At 44.5% G+C, this 22,270-nt stretch carries 22 protein-coding genes; 14 read left to right on the forward strand and 8 right to left on the reverse strand.

The features are described 5' to 3' along the window. Nucleotides 1-418: 418 nt before the first annotated feature. The 3 genes from VB714_RS00380 (at nt 419) to VB714_RS00390 (ending at nt 4,429) form a co-directional block, all read left to right on the forward strand. A complete protein-coding gene (locus tag VB714_RS00380; protein ID WP_323220046.1) occupies nt 419-2,884 on the forward strand; it encodes a tetratricopeptide repeat protein in 2,466 nt (821 codons plus the stop codon). Nucleotides 2,885-3,145: 261 nt separating this feature from the next. Next, nucleotides 3,146-3,694, forward strand: a complete 549-nt coding sequence (locus VB714_RS00385) for a Dps family protein (RefSeq protein ID WP_323220047.1) — start codon at nt 3,146-3,148, stop codon at nt 3,692-3,694. Between the two features lie 228 nt (nt 3,695-3,922). Continuing rightward, nucleotides 3,923-4,429, forward strand: coding sequence for a transposase (locus VB714_RS00390; protein ID WP_323220048.1), 507 nt, complete (start codon nt 3,923-3,925; stop codon nt 4,427-4,429). Nucleotides 4,430-4,494: 65 nt separating this feature from the next. Here VB714_RS00390 and VB714_RS00395 read toward each other — a convergent pair whose 3' ends face one another. Further along, a complete protein-coding gene (locus tag VB714_RS00395) occupies nt 4,495-5,733 on the reverse strand; it encodes an SBBP repeat-containing protein (protein ID WP_323220050.1) in 1,239 nt (412 codons plus the stop codon). A gap of 122 nt (nt 5,734-5,855) precedes the next feature. Further along, nucleotides 5,856-6,077: a ferredoxin-thioredoxin reductase variable chain gene (locus VB714_RS00400; protein WP_204103393.1), complete on the reverse strand. Its 222-nt coding sequence runs from the start codon at nt 6,075-6,077 to the stop codon at nt 5,856-5,858. A gap of 283 nt (nt 6,078-6,360) precedes the next feature. Between VB714_RS00400 and VB714_RS00405 the strand changes: the two genes are divergently transcribed. From VB714_RS00405 to opcA, 5 genes are all read left to right on the forward strand, one after another. After that, complete coding sequence (locus VB714_RS00405; protein WP_204103395.1) at nt 6,361-6,567, forward strand: hypothetical protein; 207 nt, start codon at nt 6,361-6,363, stop codon at nt 6,565-6,567. A 239-nt stretch (nt 6,568-6,806) separates the two neighbouring features. Beyond that, on the forward strand, nt 6,807-7,892 hold the full coding sequence (gene fbp / locus VB714_RS00410; RefSeq protein ID WP_323220052.1) for a class 1 fructose-bisphosphatase: 1,086 nt from the start codon (nt 6,807-6,809) through the stop codon (nt 7,890-7,892). 124 nt (nt 7,893-8,016) lie between these two features. Next, nucleotides 8,017-9,165, forward strand: coding sequence for a transaldolase (gene tal, locus VB714_RS00415; RefSeq protein WP_323220054.1), 1,149 nt, complete (start codon nt 8,017-8,019; stop codon nt 9,163-9,165). A 75-nt stretch (nt 9,166-9,240) separates the two neighbouring features. Then, a complete protein-coding gene (zwf, locus tag VB714_RS00420; protein WP_323220056.1) occupies nt 9,241-10,770 on the forward strand; it encodes a glucose-6-phosphate dehydrogenase in 1,530 nt (509 codons plus the stop codon). A gap of 96 nt (nt 10,771-10,866) precedes the next feature. Continuing rightward, nucleotides 10,867-12,237, forward strand: a complete 1,371-nt coding sequence (gene opcA / locus VB714_RS00425; RefSeq protein ID WP_323220058.1) for a glucose-6-phosphate dehydrogenase assembly protein OpcA — start codon at nt 10,867-10,869, stop codon at nt 12,235-12,237. 8 nt (nt 12,238-12,245) lie between these two features. Here opcA and VB714_RS00430 read toward each other — a convergent pair whose 3' ends face one another. Then, nucleotides 12,246-12,581: a hypothetical protein gene (locus VB714_RS00430; protein ID WP_323220060.1), complete on the reverse strand. Its 336-nt coding sequence runs from the start codon at nt 12,579-12,581 to the stop codon at nt 12,246-12,248. A 105-nt stretch (nt 12,582-12,686) separates the two neighbouring features. On the opposite strand from VB714_RS00430, the gene folD reads away from it, so the two are divergent. After that, complete coding sequence (gene folD, locus VB714_RS00435; protein WP_323220062.1) at nt 12,687-13,556, forward strand: bifunctional methylenetetrahydrofolate dehydrogenase/methenyltetrahydrofolate cyclohydrolase FolD; 870 nt, start codon at nt 12,687-12,689, stop codon at nt 13,554-13,556. Nucleotides 13,557-13,558: 2 nt separating this feature from the next. Here the strand turns inward: folD and VB714_RS00440 are convergent, their stop codons facing one another. The 3 genes from VB714_RS00440 to VB714_RS00450 form a co-directional block, all read right to left on the reverse strand. After that, entirely contained in the window at nt 13,559-14,083 is a 525-nt protein-coding gene (locus VB714_RS00440) for a type II toxin-antitoxin system YhaV family toxin (RefSeq protein ID WP_323220063.1), read from the reverse strand. Nucleotides 14,084-14,085: 2 nt separating this feature from the next. Next, entirely contained in the window at nt 14,086-14,421 is a 336-nt protein-coding gene (locus VB714_RS00445) for a type II toxin-antitoxin system PrlF family antitoxin (protein ID WP_323220065.1), read from the reverse strand. A 568-nt stretch (nt 14,422-14,989) separates the two neighbouring features. After that, nucleotides 14,990-15,331, reverse strand: coding sequence for a XisI protein (locus tag VB714_RS00450; RefSeq protein WP_323220067.1), 342 nt, complete (start codon nt 15,329-15,331; stop codon nt 14,990-14,992). A gap of 57 nt (nt 15,332-15,388) precedes the next feature. On the opposite strand from VB714_RS00450, the gene VB714_RS00455 reads away from it, so the two are divergent. From VB714_RS00455 to VB714_RS00470, 4 genes are all read left to right on the forward strand, one after another. Further along, nucleotides 15,389-15,544 carry a hypothetical protein gene (locus VB714_RS00455; RefSeq protein WP_323220068.1) on the forward strand — a complete coding sequence of 52 codons (156 nt, stop codon included), beginning with the start codon at nt 15,389-15,391 and terminating at the stop codon, nt 15,542-15,544. Further along, nucleotides 15,541-17,241 carry a serine/threonine protein kinase gene (locus tag VB714_RS00460; RefSeq protein ID WP_323220069.1) on the forward strand — a complete coding sequence of 567 codons (1,701 nt, stop codon included), beginning with the start codon at nt 15,541-15,543 and terminating at the stop codon, nt 17,239-17,241. The genes VB714_RS00455 and VB714_RS00460 overlap by 4 nt, the downstream gene beginning before the upstream one ends. A 62-nt stretch (nt 17,242-17,303) precedes the next feature. Next, nucleotides 17,304-17,624 carry an XRE family transcriptional regulator gene (locus VB714_RS00465; protein WP_323220071.1) on the forward strand — a complete coding sequence of 107 codons (321 nt, stop codon included), beginning with the start codon at nt 17,304-17,306 and terminating at the stop codon, nt 17,622-17,624. Nucleotides 17,625-17,637: 13 nt separating this feature from the next. Next, nucleotides 17,638-17,982, forward strand: coding sequence for a hypothetical protein (locus VB714_RS00470; RefSeq protein ID WP_204102581.1), 345 nt, complete (start codon nt 17,638-17,640; stop codon nt 17,980-17,982). 37 nt (nt 17,983-18,019) lie between these two features. Here the strand turns inward: VB714_RS00470 and VB714_RS00475 are convergent, their stop codons facing one another. Beyond that, on the reverse strand, nt 18,020-18,901 hold the full coding sequence (locus tag VB714_RS00475; protein ID WP_323220073.1) for a class I SAM-dependent methyltransferase: 882 nt from the start codon (nt 18,899-18,901) through the stop codon (nt 18,020-18,022). A 33-nt stretch (nt 18,902-18,934) separates the two neighbouring features. Next, entirely contained in the window at nt 18,935-19,768 is an 834-nt protein-coding gene (locus VB714_RS00480; RefSeq protein ID WP_323220075.1) for an ABC transporter permease, read from the reverse strand. A gap of 199 nt (nt 19,769-19,967) precedes the next feature. Here VB714_RS00480 and VB714_RS00485 point away from each other — a divergent pair, with 199 nt between their 5' ends. After that, entirely contained in the window at nt 19,968-22,226 is a 2,259-nt protein-coding gene (locus VB714_RS00485; protein ID WP_323220077.1) for a GumC family protein, read from the forward strand. The last annotated feature ends 44 nt before the right edge of the window (nt 22,227-22,270 follow it).

Genomic DNA, 22,270 nt, shown 5'->3' on the forward strand with positions numbered 1-22,270 from the left:
TTGGCAATGTGCGATCTAATTAGGTTCAATACGCATGGCGATCGCTCCATGCAGCGATCGATTATGCAACGCGCTCCGATTTTTCCTCAAGGGGCTTTAAGGAGTTAAAATAACCTTGTTTCCATAATTGTAAAATAGCTTTTTCCATTGCTGCTTTGGTCAATTCGGGGACGACGATTAATCCGGGGAACGCTAAAAAAGGAGAGCCTAATTCAATCTCCTCATCTAAGTCTTGTTAAAGTTGTTTCCTCCTCGATAAAATTCTTTCTTTTCTTCGTTGTCCATGAATCGTATTTTGTATGAGTTGTTTAGCGATCGCCCTCCCGAGCCTATATTTAACCAGAAACGCGTTGTCGAATTCGATCGCGAAAATTTTCAGTAAGATATCGAAAGGAAAATCAGGAATTGGGGAAGAATCGTGATACGACGAAATTTGAGTCTCTTGCTACTGACGGGTTCCCTTGCATTGACTCCGCAATGGGCGCTTGCACAGACGCTGCAACAGTTACAAGACCAAGGAAACGCCGCTTTTGCCTCGGGAAACTACTCCCGCGCTCAACAAATTTGGCAAAAAATTATTGACAGCGATCGCACCAATGCTTTGGCCTATTATCACTTAGCCAATGCTCTGCGAGAACAAGAGAAATACGCAGAAGCGATCGCCGCTTATAATCGCTCCCTAGAAATCAATCCTAATGCCCCAGAAACCTACACGGGGCTGGGCATTGCCCTGATGGGTAGCCGACAGTTAGAAAGCGCCCTAGGAGCCTATCGCAACGCTATTCAACTCGATGCCGAATTTGCCCTAGCTTACATTGGTTTGGGGTTTGCTCTCACGGAAAGCGGCGATTTCCCCCAAGCGACGGCACTTTTCGATCGCGTCTTGACGCTACCGAATATCCCCGTCACGGATTTACCTGGAGTGGCTGCTAATAGCCATGCCGTGGCTCATAATGGTTTGGGCTATATTCACGTTAAACAAGGACAGTGGGAGGCGGCGATCGCGCAATATCAACAAGCGATCGCCCTGGATCCTAACGATGCTCAATCCTACCTCGAATTGGGGAGTGCTTTGGGTAAAGAAGAGCGCTACGAAGAGGCGATCGCCGCTCTAGAAAAATCCCTTTCCCTCGCTCCCGACAATGCTTGGACTTACTCGACTTTGGGGCTAGTTTTTCGGGAGCAAGGAAACTATCCTCAAGCGATCGCCGCTCATCAAAAAGCGATCCAACTTAAGCCCAAAGCTGCCATCCTCTACATTAATTTGGGCAATACCTTCAAACAACAGGGTCAGGGTATTGAAGCGATCGCCGCCTATAATCAAGCATTAGCAATCGATCCCGATTTTTCCCTCGCTTATGTGGGTTTGGGCTATGTCGTCGCCGAAACAGGGGACCTCTACGAAGCCTTGGATTATTTCCAACAAGCTACCCAAATCGATCCTAATGCGGGGGTGGCTTTCTTTCGGTTGGGCAGTCTATTGGCGGAACAACAGCGTTTTGAGGAGGCGATCGCCGTCTTCCAAGCAGCAATTCAAACCTATGACAATCTTGCCCGACAGTTCGAGGAGCAGAATCAACCCGAAAACGCCCGACAAGCCGCCCAAGGCAGTTCGACGGCTTATCTTGCCCTCAGTAAGTTACAACGCCGCCAGGAGCAACCTGATGCCGCTATTGCATCCTTGCAAGAGGCGATCGATCTGACGGACAATCCTACTGCATATATCGACCTCGGCAAGCTGCTCATGGCTCGCGGGGATAGTGAGGAAGCAGAACGGGTGTATCGCGACGCGCTAGAACGCCTTCCTAACGATCCGAAGATTTATTTATATCTGAGTTCTCTGCTGCAACAGCAGGGAAATTGGCAGGAGGCGATCGAATTGACTTTTCAAGGGGTGAAAATTGCGCCAGAATTTACAGTTTTTCATAGCAATTTGGGCTATTTACTCGAACGTCAAGGGAAGCTCAACGAAGCGGCGATCGCTTACGAACAGGCGATCGTCCTCGATCCCGAATACGCTCTTGCTCATAACAATCTTGCCATTATTCGCGAACAACAGGGACGCTGGGAGGAGGCATTACGCCATTATCGACGGGCGATCGCCATCGAGCCTGGCAATGCAGGTGCTTATAATGCTATCGGTACGATTTTGACCCAGCAAGACCAACTCGAGGAAGCTGAGGCAATTTTCCGCCAAGGAATTGAGGCACAGCCGGATTTTGCTTGGAGTTATTACAATTTGGGGGCGGTGTTGGAAAAACAACAAGATTGGGAGGGGGCGATCGCGGCTTATCGTCGTGCTATTCAACTCAATCTTGACGATCCCAAGGTCTATCTTAAGTTAGGGAATGCCCTCGAACAACAGGGCGATCGCGCTGGGGCTGCGGCTTTATTTCAAGAGGCGATCGAGATGAGTCCTGATTCTGTGGAAACTCGCTTCTTTTTAGGAATGACCCGCAAAAATCAAGGACAACTCGAGGAAGCTGAAAGAATTTTTCAAGAAGCCTTGCAACTCGCTCCCGAGGCTAGTGGAATTTATTATCAATTGGGTTTGACACAGTTGGAGTTAGAAAATTTGGAAAAAGCGGAAACCTCCTTCCGTCAAGCTGTTCAACTCGATGCCAGTAATATTCCTTCTTGGGTGCTATTAGGCACTGTCCTACACCGTCAGGGTAATTTGGAGGAGGCGATCGCCTCCTATCGGGAAGCCTTACAGCGCGATCCCGACAATGCTTATACTTACAATGCCTTGGGTTTAGTTCTGCGGGAACAAGGACAGTTTAATGCGGCTTTAGACCAGTTCCGACGGGCGATCGAACTCAATCCCGACTATGATGCGGCTCGGGATAATCTCCAACAAACCGAACGGTTTTTGCGCCAGTAGAAGTCGGGAGGTTAAATCTGTGGGGACGTGAAATTTCACGTCCCTAAAATAATACGATTTTGAGAATAATTGAGAATATTTCTTGAAAAAATTTGGATTGATAAAAGATTGCTATCTAGCGCGATCGCCATCAAAAATGAATATCATCTAGGTTTTCGGCTCTCCCGAAGGACATAAAAACAAATCTTGTTATCAATAATTGAGGCTTTTTGCTATTGTAGGACTATCAACAAAATTCTTTAATGAGAAGGAAAGGGCATTATGGTCGCAACTCAAGGTTTATTACGTTCTTTGAACGACATCGAGGAGAACGTCATTGGTTTGGAGAAAAACGTTACTATTCCTGTTTGTGAGGGCTTAAATATTGTCTTGGCAAGTTTTCAGGCGCTATATCTGCAATACCAAAAACATCATTTTGTAGTTGAAGGTTCTGAATTCTACTCCTTGCACAATACTTTTGATGAGTATCGCACGGATGTACAAGGTCACGTTCACGAGATTGGCGAACGCTTGAACGGTTTGGGAGGCATTCCCGTGGCGAGTTTCGGTAAACTTGCTGAATTATGCTGTTTCTCTCCAGAAGAAGATGGTGCTTACGATATGCGCCAGATGGTCGAACACGATTTGACTGCGGAACAAGCAATAATTAAGATATTACGCAGCCAAGCCGCACAAGCAGAAAGTTTAGGCGATCGCGCGACTCGCTATCTGTATGAAAAAATGTTGCTCGATACTGAAGAACGAGCTTATCATTTAAGTCACTTCCTTGCTTCTGATAGTTTAACAATGTCTTTTGTAGGACAAAGTTAGGATTCAGGTAAGATTTACGCGAACGAGATTCTGTCTTCCCGATCTGACCTAGAGACAAGATATACCTTGTCTCTAGGTCATACGTCGCCACAACTATATTTACTTACCAAAAAAACTGGGTTTAAAGCTCCGTCCTCTCTCACTTGGTTGGATATGCTGAGGAGCGGTCGAGGGATGCTGAATTTAATTTAGCATATCCAACTCAATGTCGCGAGGGGTCTCCCGTTATTGTCTTGGTGCGCGTTCCTTAGCTGTTCGCAAAGCGTTCCCGGAGGGAGTAGGAAACCTCAGCAGGGTCGCACCGCAATCTCCGATTTAACGGGAGAGGAATCGCGACTGGCTAAAAGCGTTCTTGATGCAGCATGGGGACAATTTATTACTATCATCGAAGCAGTGGCAGTCAAATGCGGCGTTCGAGTGGTAAAAGTTAATCCTCATGGAACATCTCAAGACTGTAGCGGTTGCGGCACGAAAGTCCCGAAAACTCTCTCGGTTCGCACTCATGAATGTCCGAAGTGTGGACTGGTGATGGACAGAGATGAAAATGCGGCAATTAATATTCTTAATCGGGCATTGGAAGAGCTACAGGTGGTGGGTCTCATCATCTCTGCTTGTGGAGGCTTAGGCGATAGTCAGCCTGTGAAGCAAGAAACTTCAAAGAATTGGGGGCGAGGGACGGCGAATCGCATTCGCCATGTCCAATCGCCCCGTTGGGTTCAACTTAGTCTTTTTTGAAGCTCCCGTTAGACCTGAAAGGTTAACGGGAGAGAACGTCACTAAGATAGCCAATCGCCTCCATTTTACTCGTTCTCATGTTCCTTTTCCTCATGTAATTTCGCAATCCAAGCATCCTCCCCCCCGACTGCTTTCCCCTTTTCAATATCACTAGAAGTTTTCCCCGTGATATAAATATAACCGCGCGGATCGATCGCCACCCCTGAAGAACCATCATAACCAGAACTACCCAATTGTTTCACCCATAAGCGATTTCCTAAAGTGTCGTATTTTGCCACCCAAATATCCATGCCTTGTACTCGTTTTCCTGCCTCTAATACCCCCGAAGTATTGCCTGTGAGATAAATATTATTTTCTGAGTCTGTTGCGACTCCGCAAGCGGCATCGTAGCTATAACTAGAACTGCCTAATTGTCGAATCCAGAGGCGATCGCCGTTAGTATTGTATTTTGCCACCCAAGCATCATAATATCCGGCAGCACCGATCGCATCTAAAGTTCCCGAAGTATAACCCGCGATCGCGATATTGCCTTCACTATCCGTTGCTACCCCCGCCGAAGAATCATAACCCGACGCACTTCCTAATTGACGAATCCAAAGTTTATTGCCATCTGGGTCACATTTAGCTAACCACGCATCTAATCCTCCCGTACCATTTTCTGTGTCGAGAATGCCCGTGGTATTGCCTGTCAGATAAACATTGCCTTTGCGATCCGTTGCTACACCATAACCGCGATCGGCACCCAGACTCCCCAATTGACGAACCCAAAGTTGGCGGCCACAAGTATTGTATTTAGCCAGCCAAACATCATGATATTCTGGTAATATCTGCTTCTCGGCATCGAGACAGCCAAAAGTTCTCCCGGTAATGTAGATATTATTCTCGCTGTCTGTGGCGATCGCCTCTGCGGAATTATCATGGACGCTGCCAATTTGTTCGATCCACAATTGTTGCCCTTGTGGACTAAATTTGGCTAACCAAGCATCCTCATCGCTATTGTGGGACTTTTGGGAGATCGCACCAAAAGTTCGCCCGGTAATATAAATATTGCTTTGGCGATCGAGGGCAATTCCGGCGGCAGAATCGTCTCTGGTAGTGCCAATTTGTCGAATCCAAACTTGATTGCCTTGGGCATCGTATTTAGCCAGCCAAGCATCCTCTGCCCCTGCTGAATCTCCTGCCGAGAGATTCCCAAAGGTACGCCCGGAAATATAAATATCGCCGTGGATATTGACTGCAACTCCAGTTGCCGAATCATCGTAAGAGGTTCCCAGTTGTTTGATCCAATCAATGACAATATTCATTTCCCTCACCAACTTTTGCATCGTGAGATTGTAATCAATCTATCTGGATATTACTTTACCAAGGCAGTTCACAAATTGGGAGGGTTTAATATTATTTCTTCAAAGTTTTTTTGGAATCACTTTTAAATGACTTCTACTTCATTCTCGCGAAAATGAGAACGAAATTTTTTGTCAAATCTTACTTGAATGGGCAAATTAGCACTAACAGGTCTGCCTTGCCATTCTTGAATAATTGCCGTAATTTCTCCCTCCATTCCCTTGAGATCGAAGGGTTCTTTTCTATGTTGGGGATGATGATAAACCGTAATAGATTCCTTGACTCGCACGCGATCGCCAACTTTCATAAAATTTTCGGTTCTCCTCTCTTAAGGTTTTTTAATGGGGGCTTTTCCAATGGGGGGATTAACGCGATCGCCTTCGGGCAGTTTCTAGGGATTTCTGCCTCCATCGGTCGATCGCCTTTATCATTGTCGCATAGGAGTGTCCCAATCTTTAAGTTTCCTTGCCTTGACTGCTATAGAAAGGTTTTTTCTGTCTTGAGAATTATTTTCTCCGCTTCTCAATGCGCTAAAATTCTGAAGTAGAGCTAGGATAATTACGAAATATAAATTTTTGTGGAGATTTCCTATGTTTTTTGAAGAACTCTTACCGATCGGTAAAGAATTACTACACAATCCCATTGCCTTTGCTGGAGGATTCCTGACTGGGGCATTGCATCTTAACCTGAACGAAGACCCTCTGAAAAGCTGGTTAGAGAAGCAAACGGGAACGACAGTCACAGGCAACGGCAGCGATCGCGCGGATAGCCAGCCTCAATCTATTGAAATCGAATGAGCCAAATCAACACTTAATCTTGAAAGAGTGTAAAGTTCTCCGTCGTTCTCGAAAAGCATCCCTATCATTAAGAATATAGGGAGAGCTTCTTGTCGGATATCGTTGAGTACGATGCACAAATTGCGATCGCAGCACTAATCATTGCTAGACGCTAGTTCCCAAAACCCAATATTAAGGCTGCTCTCCTCTATTCAACTCACAAAAAAAGAGAAAATTCAAGAGGAAACTCAAAAGACATTATGGGAAATTCAGAGCAGACCTTAACTCATGAACTAACCTTAGACCGGGATTGTACCACCCTTTCTCGCCACGTTCTCCAACAAACCGTTAAAACCTTACACGCCTCCTCCCTCCTATCTCCCGAGGCGCAGGACATTAGCGCCATTATGAACCGCATTGCCTTAGCGGGCAAGCTCATTGCCAAGCGCTTGAGTCGGGCGGGTTTAATGGCGGATGCCTTGGGATTTACAGGAGAAACCAACGTACAAGGAGAATCCGTTAAGCGCATGGACTTGTACGCTAATGAGGTTTTTATCTCGGTTTTCAAGCAAAGTGGCTTAGTTTGTCGCCTTGCTTCGGAAGAGATGGAAGACCCCTACTATATCCCCGAAAACTGTCCCATCGGTCGTTATACCTTACTCTATGACCCCATTGATGGCTCTTCTAACGTTGATATTAATTTGAATGTTGGGTCGATTTTCTCCATTCGCCAACAGGAAGGGGAAGACTTGGACGGAAAAGCACAAGATTTGCTCCAAGACGGACATAAGCAACTCGCTGCGGGTTATATCCTTTATGGACCCTCAACAGTTTTAGTCTACTCCGTGGGCAATGGCGTTCATTCCTTCATTCTCGATCCCAGTTTAGGAGAATTTATTTTAGCTGAAGAAAATATTAAAATTCCCGAACATGGTCCCGTCTACAGCGTCAATGAAGGAAATTTCTGGCAATGGGAGGAATCGATTCGAGACTATAACCGTTACGTCCATCGTCATGAGGGCTATACGGCTCGCTATAGTGGGGCTTTGGTGGGAGATTTTCACCGCATTCTCTTACAAGGGGGTGTTTTCCTCTATCCCGGTACCGTCAAAAAACCAGAGGGAAAATTGCGCTTACTTTATGAAACCGCACCTTTAGCTTTTTTGATGGAACAAGCGGGAGGCCGTGCGAGTACGGGTCGCGAGGATATTTTAGATTTCGTTCCCCAAAAGCTGCATCAGCGAACCCCTTTAATTATCGGTTCGACGGAAGATGTGAGTTTAGTGGAATCGTTTATTCAAGATCGTGCCAAACGGGAGGAAACAGAACCGATCGCGGTGCAGTAAAAAAAGAATGCAGGCTGAATAATAAGGGATGAGTGATGAAATATACAGACTCTCGCTTCATTACTCATTACTTATTACTCATTACTTGTTATCAAAAATAATCAATAATCAGGAGTTTAATTTTATGACAGTCGCTAATCCTATCTTGCAAATTGAAGAAGAATTCCATCAAAGTATTTGGATGGATAATTTGAGTCGAGATTTAATTGAATCCGGACAACTCAAAGAACTGATGGGGACGAGGGGAATTCTCGGTATTACCTCTAACCCGGCAATTTTTGAGAAGGCGATCGCGGGGAATAAGATTTACGATGCAGATATCGCAGCCGGAATTAAAGCGGGGAAATCTACCCTGGAAATTTACGAATCCCTCATATTTGACGATATTCGCAATGCTTGCGATGTTTTAAAACCCGTCTATGAGAAAACAAAAGGACTCGATGGCTATGTCAGCATTGAAGTGCCTCCAACAATGGCTAAAGATACCGAGAGTACCATTAAAGAAGCGATTCGTTATTACAAGGCGATCGGTCGGGAAAACGTCATGATTAAAATCCCCGGTACTCCGGAAGGATTGCCCGCCGTTGAAGCCGTCATTGCGGAAGGCATTAATGTTAATGTCACCCTGCTTTTTTCTGTCCAAAGCTATATCGATACGGTTTGGGCGTATATTCGGGGTTTGGAAAAACGGGTTTCTGAAGGTAAAGATATCAGTAAAATTGCCTCCGTTGCCAGCTTCTTTCTCAGCCGTATCGATGTGAAAATCGATAAAATGCTGGATGCCAAACTTAAAGAAGGGGTTAGCGAAGATACAGCCGGGAAATTAATTGCCCTCAAAGGCAAAATTGCGATCGCCAATGCCAAAGTTGCTTATCAAGAGTACAAAAAAATTCACGCTGGCGATCGCTGGAAAGCATTGTCCGCCAAAGGTGCCACCATTCAACGCCTCCTCTGGGCGAGTACCGGCACCAAAAACCCCGATTACAGCGATGTCATGTATGTTGACGGGTTAGTTGGAGAAAATACCGTCAATACCCTTCCTCCCGACACCATCGAAGCCTGCGCCGATCGCTGCGATCCCGCCAACCGCATTGAATCCGACCTCGATACCACTTACAAATATATCGAAACCCTCAAAGATTCCGATGTGGCGATCGACCTCGATCGAGTCATGGCTGAACTTCTCGAAGAAGGAATCGACAAATTCATCAAACCCTTTGATTCTCTAATGGCTTCCCTCGAAACCAAAGTCAAGCAATTGGCTGCCGTTTAAATCGCGAAATTCCTACACCCCCCTTATTAAGGGGGGCTGGGGGGGATCGATAACCGCATAATTGATAATTGAAACATGGTAACACTACTCGAAAATCCCCTACGCATGGGGCTACAACAAGAACGCACCGCCGAACCGCTAATTATCACCATTTTTGGGGCATCCGGCGATCTTACCCAACGCAAACTCGTCCCTTCCATTTACCGACTCAAACAAGAACGCCGACTCCCCCCAGAACTTACCATTGTTGGTTTTGCCCGTCGAGATTGGAGTCACGATTACTTCCGCGAACATATGCGGAAAGGCATTGAAGAATTTGGCGGTGGTTTGGGTGGCAAAGAATTCTGGAATGAATTTGCCAAAGGCTTATATTACTGTTCCGGTAATATGGATCAACCCGAAAGTTATGAAAAATTAAAAGCATTCTTGGCTGAATTGGATGGAGAAAGAGGAACGCGAGGCAATCGCGTTTTCTATTTATCAGTGTCGCCGCAATTCTTCAAACCCGGTTTAAGAAATCTTGGGGCGGCTGGAATGATAAGCGATCCCGTCAAGCATCGCGTTGTAATCGAGAAACCTTTTGGGAAAGATTTAGGAAGTGCCAAATCTTTAAACCGAGTCGTTCAACAAGTTTGTCACGAAGAACAGGTTTATCGGATTGACCATTACCTCGGCAAAGAAACCGTCCAAAATATTTTGGTCTTTCGTTTTGCCAATGCCATATTTGAACCCCTCTGGAATCGGCAGTTTGTCGATCACGTCCAAATCACCGTTGCCGAAACCGTGGGAGTCGAAGATCGGGCAGGATATTACGAAACCTCTGGTGCCTTGCGGGATATGGTGCAGAATCACCTCCTGCAATTGTTTGCCATTACTGCAATGGAAGCGCCAAACTCCCTCGATGCGGATAGCATTCGTAACGAAAAGGTGAAAATTTTGCAAGCAACTCGCCTGGCAGATACCCACAATTTAGATCGTTCGGCCATTCGCGGACAGTATTCTGAGGGTTGGATGAAGGGTAAACCCGTCCCCGGTTATCGCCAAGAAGCCAATGTTAACCCCGAATCCACCACACCGACCTTTGTGGCCATGAAATTGGAGGTGGATAACTGGCGCTGGAATGGGGTTCCTTTTTATCTGCGGACAGGGAAGCGATTGCCTAAAAAAGTCACTGAAATTGCCATCCAATTTAAAGAAGTTCCCTTACTCATTTTCCAGTCTGCGGCACAGCAAACCAGCCCTAACGTTCTGACCATGAGAATTCAACCGAATGAGGGGATTTCTCTGCGTTTTGAAGCCAAAATGCCAGGGGCGAACTTGCGAACGCGATCGGTAGATATGGACTTTAGTTACGGTTCGTCTTTTGGTATGGCAACAGCAGATGCTTACAATCGCCTCTTATTGGATTGTATGTTAGGGGATCAAACTCTCTTCACCCGCGCCGATGAAGTGGAAGAAGCATGGCGGGTGGTTACGCCTGCTTTAAGCGCTTGGGATGCCCCCGCCGACCCCAGTACGGTGCCGCAATATGAAGCGGGAACATGGCAACCCACAGAGGCGGAATTTTTCATCAACCGCGATGGCCGTCGCTGGCGCAGATTGTAGGAACGCAGATCATAGGTATGTAGGGACGTAGCCTGCTACGTCCCTACATCCATCCCCAACTATCAACTATCAACTATCAACTATCAACTATTAAACATGGCTACAGAAGCGCCTCCTTTAGTTTCCTTGCAAGCCCCGAAGGATGTATCGATTGATGATATTGAAGCGTCCTTGCAAGAGATTTGGCAAAGTTACGGAACTGGCGAAGACGGACCCGCCGCAACTCGGGCGACAACATTTAGTTTTGTGGTCTACGAACCCGATGGTACGCAACAGTATTTATCGGCTTTGGGATTTTATACCGGACCGATTGATGGTATTGCTGGGGCGCGGACGGAATCGGCAATTAAAGCCGCCCAAAAAGCCTACGGGTTAAGCATTACAGGGAAAAATGATGCTGTTTTAGCAGGACGCTTGCAACATGAGTTCCAAGCACTCACGGATCTCGATAAGCAAACCCCAGAAAATTTACGAACGGCACTTCAATATTCTCCCGACTCGGAAGGTGCTGGACTCGCCGATGCGATCGCGGCTTCTAATCCCTGTCGTATTGTCACGCTTTGTCCGATTCTCGGAGAAGACAAGGGCATATCGGTTCAAGTTTCAGCCTACTGCCCTATTCAGAAGCGAGGAGGCAGCACTTTGGTCTGTTGCGAGTATATCACCCTAAGCGGAACGGCAGATGCGTTAGAGCGCATTAGCGGGGTAATTGAGGCACTTCTCATTCCCGATTTACCGAAGTTTCTCTGGTGGAAGGCCACGCCACGACCCAGATTTCCCCTCTTCAATCGTTTGGCGGATATTTGCGATAACGTTATCGTCGATTCGAGTACCTTTAGCCGTCCGGAAAAGGATATGAATCATGTTGGCAATTTGATTAAGAAGGATGTGGCGATCGCGGACCTCAATTGGCGACGGATTTCTGCCTGGCAGGAGTTATCTGCGGAAGCCTTCGATCCTCCAGAACGTCGGGCGGACATTTGGGAGATCGATCGCGTTGTGGTGGATTATGAAAAGGGCAATCCTTCTCAAGCCTTACTCTATCTGGGTTGGTTGGCCAGTCGCTTACAATGGCAGCCGATCGCCTATGAGTACGAAGGCGGAGATTACGATATTCGTCGGGTTAAGTTTCTCGGCCAAGAACACCGGGAAATTGAAGCAGAATTGGCGGGGATTCCTACGGCAGATTGGGGAGATATTCCCGGTGATTTAGTGAGTTTAAAATTAAATTCTACTAATCACAATGCTGATTGTTGTACGGTTTTATGTTCGGAAACGACGGGTTGTATGCGAATGGAGGCTAGTGGCGGCGCTCAAAATTGTCGGGTCAATCAAGTGAGTTCCCTTGCGGATCAAAAGACAGAGCAGCTACTTGGGCAACAGTTACAACGCTGGGGACGGGAAGTTCTCTATGAGGAAAGCATGAATGTTGCCAATCAGATTTTGGCGTTACTCAAGGATGAATAAGTGCCTTTTTATTCGTCTCTTTCTAGTTCTTGGAGGTAAATTTCTCCGAATTCTTGGCCGTCGAGGGGGATGCTTTTGTATTCCACTCGACCCCGAACTTTAACGATCGCCCCGATCGCGGGCAAGGTTTGGTCACTCATAACCCAAATTTGCCCGCGTTTGTTTTCCAGTTGGTAGGCACCGCGATCGAGAAAGGGTGCCTGGGCGATCGCTTCTCCGCTAACGGATATAATTTTACCTGCTGACTGCGGGGTTAGGCGATCGATCTGGTTTGTCCCGACAAAATTACAGCCGGTTAAACCCAGCAATAATAAAGGAAAAACAAAACTTTTTAATTTAACCACGATTTCCTCCTAATTTGGGGTTTGGAGACCAAACCCCTACGTTTGGGGTTTGGGGGTTTGGAGACCAAACCCCTACCAACAATAACAAATTAAAAATAACCAACAATGCCGATTATTCTTGATGGTAAAGCGCTTGCGAAAAAAATTCAAACCGAATTAAAAACTCGTATTGAAGAATTACAATCTAAGTGCGATCGCCCCCCTGGTTTAGCGGTTCTAATGGTAGGAGATAATCCTGCAAGTGCCGCTTATGTTCGCAATAAAGAACGGGCTTGTCGGAAAATTGGCATGGCTTCTTTTGGCAAACACTTTCCTGTACAAATTTCTCAAGCAGAATTAACACAAGTTATTCAACAATTGAATGAAGATGAACGAGTTGATGGTATTTTAGTACAACTTCCTCTCCCCGATCGCCTAGATTCTGTAGCATTATTACACGCGATCGATCCCGATAAGGATGCAGATGGTTTACACCCTGTTAATTTGGGGCATTTGGTACGAGGAGAAGCGGGTTTGCAAAGTTGCACTCCTGCGGGGGTGATGCGTCTTTTACAAGAATATAATATCGAATTAAAGGGCAAAAATGTTGTTATTATTGGACGCAGTATTTTAGTGGGAAAACCTCTTGCCTTAATGATGTTAGCTAAAGATGCAACGGTGACAGTTGCTCATTCTCGCACGCAAGATTTAGCAAGTATTACTCGCAATGCCGATATCGTTGTTGCTGCGGTGGGAAGACCGAATTTGTTAACGCGAGATATGGTGAAGAATGAGGCGATCGCGATCGATGTTGGGATTAATCGTATTGTTGATGAAGAGACAGGAAAATCGCGTTTGGTGGGGGATATTGACTTTGAAAATGTTAAAGAAATAGCAGAATTTATTACACCTGTACCGGGAGGAGTTGGACCCATGACAGTCGCTATGTTATTATATAATACTGTGGAGAGTTATGCTCGGAAAATCGAAAATTGACTTTATCTTTCATCTTGTCTAGCTCTTAATTCTTCTATGTCTTCCGATAACTTTTCTAAGCGATCGTTTTGCGATTTAACTTGTCTAAGAAGTATGTCCCAGTCATCGGGAGGATTGCCATTCTCGATCATTTTTCTAAAGACTTGATACGCATCAGTTTTACTCCCATAAGCGCGTTTAGTATTTTCGTCATTAACCCAAACAAAAACAATAATTTTACTTTCTTGGTGATATCGAAAAAACAATCGGTACTGCTGAAAGAATTTTGCGCGAAACCAATGCTTGTAATCTTTTCCTAGAGTGTTACCTTGACGATATTTACTATCTGTCGGATCTTGAGGGATGATTTCAAATGCTAATTTAGCAATAGCTGCTAAACGTTTGAAATCATTTTTATTTTGGTAGCGATCGGGACATTTCTCGCGTAAATTTTTTACTCGTATCAGAAGTTCTTCCAATTGCTCGAGGAAAAGAGGATGAGCAAAAATATTCCATTCATTAATCTCTAACGAACAGTTCTCAAACAAATTTATTCATCCTCTTCAGATAATGGTGCATTTAGATCGATGTTAGCATCGGCAACTAATGATTGAATGTGCTTCACTAACTTTGCATCGATCATTTGAACATTTTGAGGATTTTCTTGAATATCCTGAGAGAGAAGACTTAAGAACTGATCTACGATCGGTTCTTCTTTATAGTTATTACACTTTACTGACTCTCTAGGAATGAAGCCCAACGACGAACCTAGGGTTATAATACTGAGATATGCCCAATCCAAAATTTCCCGTATGCGACACGGAATTATTGCTTGATATCGATCTGTTTGGCTAGGGCTTGATTTCCAAATACTTTTTTCAGTCATCAGAAAAACGGGTAGAAACCCCGTCCTTATAGGACAGTTTTATATTAGTCTCGTTATCGCCTTGGAGTTGTTTAATTAGGGTGCTTTTGTATTGCACTTTTAACAGGACAATTACTGTATCTAACTAAACAACCCTGTACGCATAACGGTTTTTGCTCTTTCGAGCCTCCTATTTCTAGGGTAATGTTAGCTTCGACAATGTTATTTTGGCTTGTTAGGTTAGCAGCACTATTTCAGTGACCTTAAAATTGTTTAACCACTAACGACAGAGCAGGGAACTAGCTTCGCATTCCAAGGTGTCGTGACCCAAATAACGTAGTACACGGGGTACTTAGTCTGGTCAGAATGGCTTGTCAGATTTCTCTTCCAAGCCTCACGCCTTTAGGCTGAGGTTTCTGACAATACTTTTACAACCCATAATTTAGATTATGCTTCACCCTAATGTAAGGTAAGTCGTGGGTATTGTCAAGAACCAAACTTCTAATAACCAAGTTTCATTGTATCGATCGCCTCCCCAATTCCCTATGAGGATATATCGTTGAACAATTCATTCATCTATAGAGTAGTCTTAACTCATAGCATAACCAGAAAATCGCCGCATAAACGGAGAATGCAGACCAATGACAATATTTTCCTTGGGAATTCCTTTTTCTACTAAACGTTTGGCCAGATCGATTTCAGTATTGTTGCGCTGTATCCAAATCTTATCTCCTCTGATATCTAAATGAATAATTGTTCCGTAAACAAACTGTTTTTGTTCCCAACCGACATCGATTAAAAGATAGTGATTTCGTTCTGTATCGAGAATAATCTGCGATTCAATACTATTCTTGCTTCCAGAAATATCATAACTATGAATTTCTTGTAGTAAATCTTGAATAATTGTTTGATATTTATTTAGGTCAACCATTCTATAATTACCTCCTTTTCAGGATCGTAAATAATCAGCCGAATTTGATATTTTTCAATGACAGTTTTTGCCAACAAGGATTGGAAAAAAAGTCTTATGGATTTACCACCTATTTTAATCTATATTTTATATCCTGAAAAATCAATAGTTTCTGGAAACAAGAACAAGATTGTTGTAGTCTCAGAAAAAGCCCTTTCCTGTTGTTTGCCATGACGATCTCTCTCCTCAATAATCGCTATCGTATCGTTAAAAACCTTGGGAAAGGAGGTTTTGGGCAAACTTTCCTTGCTGTAGATACGCACCTTCCTTCGCAACGTCAGTGCGTAATTAAACAACTTAAACCCTCTGTTCCAGTTCCACCAGAACAACAGCAATGGTTAGAGGATCGCTTTCAACGGGAAGCAGCTATTTTAGAAGCATTGGGGGAAGAACATCCGCAAATTCCTCAACTTTATGCTTATTTTTCAGAGGGGGGAGAATTTTTTCTCGTTCAAGAGTGGATCGCGGGGGTGACACTCACTCAAGCAGTGCGCCAAAATGGAGTATTATCTGCCGATCGCCTTCGACCTCTCCTCGTTGAATTACTGGGGATATTGGACTATATTCACGCTCAAAAAATGCTACATCGCGATATTAAGCCGGATAATATTATACTTCGTGGCGATCGCAAACCCGTTTTAATCGATTTTGGTGCGGTAAAAGAGACAATGGGTACCACGGTTCATACTTCAGGAAATGCGACCTCTGTAGCCATTGGAACCCCCGGTTTTATGCCTTCGGAACAGTCGATGGGTCGTCCTTTATATTCTAGCGATGTCTATGCGTTGGGTTTGACGGCGATCTTTGCGTTAAGTGGGAAAATGCCCTACGGTTTGGAAACCGATGCGGAAACGGGGGAATGGTTATGGCAAAAAAGCGTTCCTTCGTTACCTTCTGACTTAACAGAAGTCATCGATCGCGCTATTCGCTACCATCCCCGCGATCGCTTTTCCACAGCCAAAGCGATGTTAGAAGCGCTAGGAAACCCCATCTTAGCGCAACCGACTCAATTACCAGCAACTCAAGCGGTATCTCCTGTATCTGGGTCTTCTTTGTCAATGGCGAAAACCGTTGCAGTGTCTCCAGGTGAGAACGAACAAACTACACCTGTTGCAACTTCAGCCACTGTTGCAGTCCCTTCACCAAGGCGATCGCCAAAGAAAGGGATATTATTGCCGATCGCAGTGGGACTATTCGCGACGGGAGGAGTTGCGATCGCGGCTTTATTCTTTGGGTTTAGTCTGTTTCAACCGCGATCGACTTCCGATCGACCTTTTGGAACTGCTGATACAGATTTTCCTACACCAATAGAGACCCCCTCTCCGATACTTTCTCCTACTCCGAAACCTTCTCCTACTTCTCAACCCTCTCCGACTCCTTCTCCAATAGCTTCTCCTTCTCCGACTCCTCAACCCTCTCCCAGACCATCACCAACTCCTAAACCTCCTTCTACCCCTACTAATAATAATGCTCTCAATGTTCCTATTTTCCCCACGGGAACCTCTAAAAGTGCCATTGTTAACCAACTGGGACAACCTCGTTCCGATCGCCAGGGATTTTGGCCAGGAACGCGCATGATAAGTTATAGTCAACCCGATCGCGTTCGGTTAAACTATCTTTTTGAAAGCGATACTGGCAAACTGCGACAAACTGAAGTTTCTTTGCCTTTATCTGTAGAGTATCGCAGCATGGAAAAGACTTTAACAAAATTGCTAAATGGACAAACAAATCCCGCCGCAACTCAGTCCTTAAAAGATGCTTATAATGGGGCTAGTTTGCGATCGTTTACAGCAGGTTCATTTAGTGGCATGATTCGACATAAAGGCGATCGCCTTGAAATTGAAGTTCGAGATGTTGATTTTCGGCCTTAATTTTCGTTCCTGATTTTCGGTTTTCGTCATTAATATCTGGAAATACTTAAGGAGGAAAGTAAATGACAAAATATACAACCCTATCTGACGAGTTAAATAAACTTCCCAAAGAGAGACAAGAAGCAATTGAAGCTAGGGCTTCCCAGATTCTTCTTGAAGAAATTACACTAAAACATCTACGGGAAAAACTTGGTTTATCTCAATCGGAATTAGCAGAGTGTCTTGAAGTACAGCAACCAGCAATATCTAAACTGGAACGTAGGCAAAATTTGGAATTAAATACGCTGCGAGAAGTTGTGAATGCTTTGGGTGGAACTATAGAAGTTATTGTTAGAATTCCAAATAAAGAACCTATACTTCTTAGCGATAAAAGATACTTTTAACAATCTAAAAAAGATGACTGATTCGAGAATGCGATCGCTACTCCTCCAATCTTTAAAAAAATTATCTTCTCTAGGTGAAAATGAATTCTTTGAAGCACACCAAGAGGAAATTTTAAGCATTTTTACGGTTGAAGAAGTTAATGCTATTCTCCAATCTCGCACTAAAAAATTATCCTCTAAATATGTCTCTCAGCCTCAACTTAATTTCTTATTTGCTACATCCCGAGAGGTGGGACTATCGAAAACAGAACTGAGACAATTAATTAGCGATCGCTTCAAATGCGACTCGTTTAAATACATTTTGCGAGAACAATTTGATGAAATTATTAAGGCTGTAAATTCTTCAGCAGAGTTTTAATTTTAAAACCTTTTTAAGACATCAAATCAGTAATTAATTATTGGGTTTTAACAATTTTCAAGGCGATATTATAGGCAAAAATAGAATAGGGAATCCAATAGTCAATTTCTGCCAGCCATTTTAAAGGTTTGATGATGATAAGATTAGAAACTTTTTTGACGATATTTTCTTTAAAAAAGAGAGTGATGTAAAACTCCAAATTGTGAACGAAAGCACCGAGAAAGAGTCCCGATCGAAAGACCTCAATAACTTCATATTTGCCTTTCGCTTCCGAACGATCTAAGAACTCTAACAAATCCTCTTTTGTATAATGTCTGTGGGTATTGTTGCGATCGTAAACGGGTTTTTTCCATTCGATCTGTTCAGATATTTTTCCTTTACGAAACCAGTATGCAAATTGAAATAACCATCCTAAATAACGCCGCACAAAATATTCAACATAGGGAATGGCATTTTCAGGATCTAAAAAGCCAAATAATCCCCGATGAGGTGTTGTAATAACCAGTATCCCCTCGGGTTTGAGGATGCGGAAAATTTCTGATAAACAGCGTACTTCATCTTGAACGTGCTCTAAAGTATCACAAGTAATAATTGCGTCAAAAAACTCAGATGCAAAGGGCGTTTCTTCTAATGGAGATTGAATAAATTCAATATCATCATAGCGATACTTAGCGATCGCAATAAACATTGCATCGGGTTCAAGTGCATATATTTTTTGACTTTTTTCGCGGAAAAAACGAGTACCGTATCCCCAAGCACAACCCGCATCTAAAAACGTTTCCAAGCGATCGGGAACCCATTGGAATGCCTTTGCATAGCGACCAGACAAAGGAAATTCTCCGTAATGACTGGCAGCGAGTTCAGCAATGCGGTTAGAATCTAAGGAAGAGGCAAGATTTGTTTCAGTTCGATCGCTCATATTTTGACTATCACGTAGTTGATTAAAGAAGTTTCAAATCACATCCGCAAAAGTTCGTTCGGTTTTGCGAAAATAAATAATACTGCTAATACCCAACAAGACCAAGAGGAGTAAAGATAAGATAAATCCAGGTAAATAGAGATGAAATTTATCTCCTAAAATAGCCCAGCGAAAGCCATCGATTACCCCTACCATGGGATTGAGAGAATAGAGTAATCGCCAGCGATCGGGAACGATATTGCTGCTAAAACCCACGGGAGAGATATAGAGTCCCAATTGAACGATAAACGGTACCACAAAGCGAAAATCCCGATAGCGAACATTGAGTGCAGCCAGCCAAAGTCCGACTCCCATACTCGCGATCGCGGCGATCGCAATAAATCCAGGTAAGAAAATAATCCGCCAAGAAGGAACAAAATTATACCAAGCCATTAACCCCAACAAGATCGACCCTGAAAGGACAAAATCGACACAACTTACTACGACAGCACTGGCAGGGACAATCAAGCGAGGAAAGTAAACTTTAGAAATAAGATTGGCATTGCCCACCAAACTATTACTACTATTAGAAAGAGAACTCGCAAAGAATTGCCAAGGTAACATGGCCGCAAAGACTAAAATCGGATAGGGAGTGCCTTCCGAGGGAAATTTAGCCAGTTTGCCAAACACTACCGTTAACACTACCATCGTGACAAAAGGCTGTAGCAATGCCCAAGTTATCCCCACGGCTGTTTGTTTGTAGCGCACTAAAATATCGCGCCATGCCAAAAAATAGAAGAGTTCGCGATAGCGCCATAAATCTCGCCAGTATTGCTTTTCAGTTTTGCCAGCTTCAATAATTAGTTCGGTTTCGGAAGAGAGACTCATGAAATATGGGTAATGGAGAATCGGGAAGGAGGAATCGGGAATAAATAGACGATAATGGAGAATAAAATGGATGCCAAATCGTGAATTTCTTTCCCCAGTGGATATCATAGAATCATTATTCCCTATTCTTCTCGCCAATCACGAATAACCCATCCTTCGGCTTCGCTCAGGGCAAGTAACCAATAACTAACAAAAGTACATGGTCTCGAATCGCAATCAGCACTCTGCATCGAATGGAAGTCCGCCCCCTCTACCTTCCAAACCCGCGATCGCGGATTCTTTTCCTTCCCCCAATTTTTCCACCAGCCAAGAAGATTCTCTCAATCTTCGTCAGGCTCTTTCTGTGTTGCGCCGTCGTTGGTGGTTATTGTTATTGGTGAGTGCTGCGGTTACGTCGTCGATGGCCTTTAGAATTCTTAATGAAGTTCCGATCTATAAAAGCTCTTTTCGGATTTTAGTCGAACCCATCGCCAGCGATGAAACCTTCGATCGCTTCAGTCAGCGCCTTGTAGGACAGTCTGCGTCGGAGTTAGACTACGAGACTCAAATTGAAGTTCTCAGCAGTCCTAAAGTGATTAATCCCATCGTAGAAACGATTCGAGAACGCTATCCAGAACTCGACTATAACGGAGTTGCAGGGGGTTTGAGTATTGGTCGATTGGAGTACACAAAAATTCTGGAAATCTCTTATCAAGATGTCGATCCCGAGAAAATTAAATTTATTCTCGACACTGTTTCTGCTGGATTTATTGAATATTCCCAGATCGAACAGAAAACGGGCAAACAAAAGGGATTAGAATTCGTGCAAAAACAACTTCCTCTCCTCGAGGCTCAAGTGAGCGATCTGCAACAAAAAGTGCAGCAATTTCGCCAGCAACACAACCTCCTCGATCCGGAAGTGCAAGGACAGCGCGTCGCCGATCGCCTCAATCAAGTTCGCGTCTCCAAACAAGAAACCTCCGCCGAATTAAAAGCCTCGGCATCTTTGCAGCAAAAATTGCAGGGACAGTTAAATATCGAACTCGATCGCGCCATTACCGCTACGGCTTTAAGTGAAGCCCCTCGCTATCAATCCCTCCTCAACCAACTGCAAAAAATCGAAACCGATCTGGCGATCGAATCGACTCGTTTTACCCCCACCAGCCCGCAAATTCAAGTGCTGCGCGATCGCCGCGACAAAATTCTCCCTCTCATTCGTCAAGAGGCGATCGCGGTTTTAGGGAAAGAAGGAGCCAGCGAAAATATTGCCAGTCTCAATACATCCCCCAATTCCATTCGCCTCAAACTCACTCAAGAACTGATCGAAGCCACCAACCAAAAACAAGTTCTCGCTGTCCGCGAAGCCGCTTTAGCCTTAGCGGAGAATCAAACCCGAGGGGAAATGCAGAAATTTGCCCTTCTCAGTCGCCAATATACCGACCTGCAACGAGCGCTTGATGTCGCCACTGAAGCCCTCAAGCGTTTTCTCTCCGTTAAAGAAGACCTCGAAATTGAATCCGCCCAACGCACCATCTCTTGGGAAGAACTCAATTCTGCGGAATTACCTGTCTACCCCATCGCCCCCAATGTGTCTCGCGGTTTAATGTTGGGCGTTGTGGCGGGACTATTAGCGGGGTCTGGGGCGGCACTGATTGCGGAAAAACTAGATGTGCGCTTCCACTCTCCTGAAGACCTCAAAGATAATGTGGGATTACCGATCTTGGGGATTATTCCCTATCGCAAAGACTTTAAGGAACGTAAAGCCAGCGAAAAAGCAGCGCCTTTACCTTCCTTCGATCGCCGTTATCGCGCTTCTCCCTTCTTGGAAGCCTTTCGTTCTCTTAATGCCAATCTTTCTTTCTTTACTCCCGATAAGCCCTTACAGGTGTTAGTAGTGAGTTCTTCGGTGCCGTTGGAAGGTAAATCTACGACCTCAGTTCATTTAGCACAGTCGGCGGCGGCGATGGGACAGCGCGTTCTTTTGGTGGATGCGGATTTACGCCGCCCGCAAATCCACGCTATGACAGATTTACCCAATGTTTGGGGACTATCTCACGCAATTTCGATGGATCTCGAAGTAGAAGACATCGTACAGCAATCGACATTAGATGATAATTTGTTCATCCTCACTGCCGGACAAATTCCTCCCGATCCAACTCGCTTATTATCTTCCCAAAAAATGCGAGGTTTGATCGAGTATTTCCGTCAATCTTATGATTTAGTGATTTTTGATACCCCTCCTATGTTAGGGTTGGCGGATGCAAAGTTCTTGGCGGGACAGGTGGATGTGATGTTGATGGTCGTGCGCTTGGGATGGACCGATCGCACAGTATTCAAACAGGTTTTAGAAAATATCAAGATGTCTCAAACCGCCCCGATCGGTTTGATTGCCAATGGTGCAAAGGATTTCACTTCCGGTTCGTATTATTACTATCACCGTTATTTTGCCTCAGAAGAAGACGCTCAACCTTTAAGCTAATTTCTGGGGAGGCGATCGCGATCGCCTCCCCCATAAAATTGATA

Source organism: Spirulina sp. 06S082, assembly GCF_034932145.1.
GTDB lineage: Bacteria > Cyanobacteriota > Cyanobacteriia > Cyanobacteriales > Spirulinaceae > CCY15215.

Bases quoted from the DNA above. Each gene is read 5' to 3' on its own strand.
- tal (WP_323220054.1), top strand. From the start codon at position 8,017: ATGACAGTCGCTAATCCTATCTTGCAAATTGAAGAAGAATTCCATCAA.
- VB714_RS00450 (WP_323220067.1), bottom strand. From the start codon at position 15,331: ATGGTTGACCTAAATAAATATCAAACAATTATTCAAGATTTACTACAA.
- fbp (WP_323220052.1), top strand. From the start codon at position 6,807: ATGGGAAATTCAGAGCAGACCTTAACTCATGAACTAACCTTAGACCGG.
- VB714_RS00485 (WP_323220077.1), top strand. From the start codon at position 19,968: ATGGTCTCGAATCGCAATCAGCACTCTGCATCGAATGGAAGTCCGCCC.
- VB714_RS00470 (WP_204102581.1), top strand. From the start codon at position 17,638: ATGACTGATTCGAGAATGCGATCGCTACTCCTCCAATCTTTAAAAAAA.
- VB714_RS00465 (WP_323220071.1), top strand. From the start codon at position 17,304: ATGACAAAATATACAACCCTATCTGACGAGTTAAATAAACTTCCCAAA.
- VB714_RS00395 (WP_323220050.1), bottom strand. From the start codon at position 5,733: ATGAATATTGTCATTGATTGGATCAAACAACTGGGAACCTCTTACGAT.
- opcA (WP_323220058.1), top strand. From the start codon at position 10,867: ATGGCTACAGAAGCGCCTCCTTTAGTTTCCTTGCAAGCCCCGAAGGAT.
- VB714_RS00445 (WP_323220065.1), bottom strand. From the start codon at position 14,421: ATGACTGAAAAAAGTATTTGGAAATCAAGCCCTAGCCAAACAGATCGA.
- VB714_RS00455 (WP_323220068.1), top strand. From the start codon at position 15,389: ATGACAGTTTTTGCCAACAAGGATTGGAAAAAAAGTCTTATGGATTTA.
- VB714_RS00480 (WP_323220075.1), bottom strand. From the start codon at position 19,768: ATGAGTCTCTCTTCCGAAACCGAACTAATTATTGAAGCTGGCAAAACT.
- VB714_RS00475 (WP_323220073.1), bottom strand. From the start codon at position 18,901: ATGAGCGATCGAACTGAAACAAATCTTGCCTCTTCCTTAGATTCTAAC.
- zwf (WP_323220056.1), top strand. From the start codon at position 9,241: ATGGTAACACTACTCGAAAATCCCCTACGCATGGGGCTACAACAAGAA.
- VB714_RS00385 (WP_323220047.1), top strand. From the start codon at position 3,146: ATGGTCGCAACTCAAGGTTTATTACGTTCTTTGAACGACATCGAGGAG.
- VB714_RS00405 (WP_204103395.1), top strand. From the start codon at position 6,361: ATGTTTTTTGAAGAACTCTTACCGATCGGTAAAGAATTACTACACAAT.
- folD (WP_323220062.1), top strand. From the start codon at position 12,687: ATGCCGATTATTCTTGATGGTAAAGCGCTTGCGAAAAAAATTCAAACC.
- VB714_RS00400 (WP_204103393.1), bottom strand. From the start codon at position 6,077: ATGAAAGTTGGCGATCGCGTGCGAGTCAAGGAATCTATTACGGTTTAT.
- VB714_RS00460 (WP_323220069.1), top strand. From the start codon at position 15,541: ATGACGATCTCTCTCCTCAATAATCGCTATCGTATCGTTAAAAACCTT.